The organism is Mycobacterium sp. TH-M116, from assembly GCF_057473685.1.
On the sequence record NZ_JBYCLC010000068.1, the window covers coordinates 1 to 3,698 of the forward strand.

3 protein-coding genes and 1 pseudogene are annotated in these 3,698 nt (G+C 72.1%); 2 read left to right on the plus strand and 2 right to left on the minus strand.

Annotation, left to right across the window (positions count from 1 at the left end; translation table 11 throughout):
* Nucleotides 1-290 precede the first annotated feature (290 nt).
* Together AC2VOK_RS03515 and AC2VOK_RS03520 are read left to right on the plus strand one after the other, a co-directional pair.
* Nucleotides 291-1,364 (plus strand): DUF4328 domain-containing protein, encoded by a 1,074-nt coding sequence (locus AC2VOK_RS03515; RefSeq protein WP_428899250.1) that lies wholly within the window; start codon nt 291-293, stop codon nt 1,362-1,364.
* Nucleotides 1,365-1,368: 4 nt separating this feature from the next.
* Nucleotides 1,369-2,226, plus strand: a complete 858-nt coding sequence (locus tag AC2VOK_RS03520; protein ID WP_428899251.1) for a glycerophosphodiester phosphodiesterase — start codon at nt 1,369-1,371, stop codon at nt 2,224-2,226.
* A gap of 15 nt (nt 2,227-2,241) precedes the next feature.
* Here AC2VOK_RS03520 and AC2VOK_RS03525 read toward each other — a convergent pair whose 3' ends face one another.
* Nucleotides 2,242-3,393: an LCP family protein gene (locus AC2VOK_RS03525; protein ID WP_428899252.1), complete on the minus strand. Its 1,152-nt coding sequence runs from the start codon at nt 3,391-3,393 to the stop codon at nt 2,242-2,244.
* A 57-nt stretch (nt 3,394-3,450) separates the two neighbouring features.
* Nucleotides 3,451-3,698: pseudogene (locus AC2VOK_RS03530) on the minus strand (DUF2470 domain-containing protein); the annotation flags it as partial.

Genomic DNA, 3,698 nt, shown 5'->3' on the forward strand with positions numbered 1-3,698 from the left:
GGCGTTCTGAGAAATGCTCCGGACGACGGGGCCGGAATCTTCGGGTGGCCATGACGCCGCGGACCGCTGCGGGCTCGGCCCGTCGACGCCATGACGAGGTGGACCGGCGGTCATCCACAGCCGCGGCCCACTCCAAGGGCAACAGCCAGTAGCTATGGGCCGTGCACGCGAGAGCGGACTGTGGATAAAGCTGTGGAAACTGTGGATAGCGAATCGTTGTCGGCGCCCCTGCGACGAAGCCGTGTGGGCGACGTCCGACCGGCCCGATCGGCACGCCTTAGGCTGGTCCGGTGATCCAGGTGTGTTCCCAGTGCGGCACTCGGTGGAACGTACGCGACCAACGACGCGAATGGTGTCCTCGCTGTCGCGGCCCACTGCTGGGGCCCGAGTCGGGGCCGGTGCCGGGTTCGCCGGCACCACCGCCGGACCCCCGCTGGGGCACCGGCGGGGGTCCTTCGCCGTCCCGGGGGCCTGGCGCCCCCGGCTGGCAGCGCGTGCGGCCGCAGCTGCCGCCGGGCTTCCGGTGGATCGCGGTGCGCCCGGGTGCCGCCCCGCCCCCGCGTTACCGACGGCGCTCCCGTGGCCCGACCCCGCGCTACTCCGTCATGCCGCGCTGGGGCCTGGCGGATCGGATCGACCAGGCTTTCGCGCCGGCCCCGACGCCGGCGAAGACGGGACCAACGGCAGCGTTGGTGCGCACCACGCTGTTCGTGAGCGTGCTGATGCTCGGCGTCGCGGCCCTGGTCTACGTCGTGCGCTACGTGCTGTTGGTGATCAACCGCAACACGCTGCTCAACTCGGTGGTGGCACTGGCCGCGCAGTGGCTCGGGATCCTGGCCAGCGTTACGGCGTTCGCGACGGTGATCGCGTGCGCAGTGACCGCGATCCGGTGGCTGATCGCGCGGCGCGCGGCGGTGTTTGCGCACCACGGACTGCCGGAGCCGCGCTCGGTCCGGAGCCTTTGGGCCGGCTGCGTGGTGCCGCTGGGCAACGTGGTGTGGGCTCCGGTGTACGTCATCGAGTTGGCCGTCGTCGAAGGCCACTACGCCCGGCTGCGCAGGCCGATCCTGCAATGGTGGATCGCGTGGGTGTTCAGCTACGCGGTGTGGATCTTCGCGATCGCCACCAGCTTCGCCACCGACGCCCAGGGCATCGCCAACAACACGGTCATGATGGTGTTGACGTACCTTCTCGCGGCCGTGACCGTGGCCGCGCTCGCCCGGGTCTTCGAGGGTTTCGAACGCAAGCCGGTGCAACGCCCCGCGCATCGCTGGGTGGCGGTCGGCGCGGACCAGCCGGACCTGCCCCCGGCACGCGAGTCCGCCGGCCCTGTTGAGTTGCAGGGGCGGGAACCGGCAGCATAGTGGGATGACGTGGGCGGATGAGGTGCTCGCCGGGCATCCCTTTGTGGTCGCCCACCGGGGCGCCTCGGCCGGTCGGCCCGAGCACACGCTGGCCGCCTACGACCTCGCACTCAAGGAGGGCGCCGACGGCGTGGAATGCGATGTGCGGCTCACCCGCGACGGCCACCTGGTGTGTGTGCACGACCGCCGGCTGGACCGCACCTCCACGGGCGCCGGTTTGGTGAGCACAATGACGCTGGCCGAGTTGCGCGAGTACGAGTACGGCGCGTGGCACGACAGCTGGCGCGCGGACGGCGCGCACGGCGACACCGGCCTGCTGACGTTGGATTCGCTCGTGTCGGTCGTCCTGGACTGGCACCGGCCGGTCAAGCTCTTCATCGAGACCAAGCATCCGGTGCGGTACGGCTCGCTGGTGGAAAGCAAGCTTCTGGCGCTGCTGCACCGCTTCGGTATCGCCGCCCCGGCATCCGCCGACCGCTCGCGCGCCGTGGTGATGTCGTTTTCGGCGGCGGCGGTGTGGCGAATCCGCCGCGCGGCGCCGCTGTTGCCGACGGTGCTGCTCGGCAATACGGCTCGCTACCTGACCAGCAGCGCGGTCACGGCTGTCGGAGCCACCGCCGTCGGGCCGTCGCTGGCGACCTTGAAGGACTATCCGAAACTGGTTGACCGCGCCGCTGCGCAGGGCAGGGCGGTGTACTGCTGGAGCGTCGACGAGTACCCGGACATCGACTTCTGCCGGGACATCGGGGTGGCCTGGCTCGCGACGAACCATCCGGGCCGCACCAAGGCGTGGCTGCAGAACGGCCGCACGGACGGTCTGGACGGGGGCCGGCCGCCGGCGACAGGCGGCCGGCCCGGCTAGCCTCGGTCGGCGCCCTCAGGGCTGTCCGTCGAGGGCGGCGGGTACCGGCGCGTCGGAGGCCAGCGCGTCGAACAGCTGGGAGGCCGCATCGTGGTCCCAGACCACGACCGAACCGGCTTCGGCGCTGGCGAACCGGCCGATCGGGACGGTGATCGTGGTGGGGTGTCCGTGCAGCGTCCAGCCGAGCCGGGCCAGATCCCACACGTGGTCGTCGCGGCCGACAGTCAGGGCGCCGGCGAGCGCGTGCGGCACCGAGTACCACCGCCACGGGTTCACCCAGACACCCGGATCGGCGGCGCGGCGCAGCAACGACGACATGAACTCCCGCTGGTTGACCATCCGGTCCAGGTCCGCCCGTGGTGTGCCTCGGGTCCTGACGTAGCCGAGCGCCCCGCGGCCGTCGAGGGTCTGGCAGCCGGCCGGCAGGGCGATGCCGGCCAGCGGGTCGTCGACCGGGGCTTGCGGGCACACTCGAACCCCGCCGAGCGCGTCGACCAGGGCGGCGAATCCCCCGAAGCCGATCTCGGCGTAGTGGTCCAGGCGCAACCCGGTGGCCTGCTCCACCGTCCGGGTCAGCAGGGCTGCTCCGCCGATCGAGAACGCGGCGTTGATCTTGTCCCTGCCGTGGCCCGGGATCGGCACGTAGGAGTCGCGGGGAAGCGACACCATCGTGGCCGCAGCGGGTTTCGACAACGCGGGAAGGTGTACCAGCAGGATGGTGTCGGTGCGACCGGTGCCGATGTCACCGCCGGTGGACAACTCCCGCTGCTGCGCCGTGGTGAGTCCCTGGCGGCTGTCCGAACCGACGAGAAGCCAGTTGGTGCCGCGGCCGGGGCCGGGGCGGTCGGGATAGGCGTTCAGGGCCGGCGTGCGATGCAAGGCAGTGTCCAGCCACGCTGCTCCGCCGACGACGCCGGCGCCGGCGATCAGCACGGCCGCCGGCAGGCTGAGGGCGATCGCCCGCATCCAGCGGCACCCGGCGCGCCCGCGCGGAGCCCGGTGCGGCGTTTCAGGCCGGGGCGCGGGAACCGGTGGAGCCGGCGCCCGGGGAGCACCGCGGCGCGCGGCAGCGCGCGAGGGTGCCGGATGACGGCGGATGACCGGGGACGGCTCCGGGCGGGTGTCCGGCGATGTCCGGGGACGTTCCGGTGATCGGTCGCCGTTCACCTACGCCAATTTAGCGGCGGGCGCGCAGCCCGTTGGCGAACGGGCAACCCATCAGCGCGCGGTGTCCAGATGCCACAGCAACGTCGATTCGATACCGCAGAACGGGTCGGGCCGGGGCGGCGAGCAGGTCGGCCACACCGACGGCCTCGGCGCCGGTGGCGTCGGCGACCACCACCGAGGCGATCTCGTCGAGCAGGCCGGTGACGGCGCACGGCGGTACAGTGCGCACCCGGCCACGCACCCAGACCAGCGACCGGACCGGTTCCCGCAGCGGCAGCGGCGCGTAGTCGGTGAGCTCCAGCACG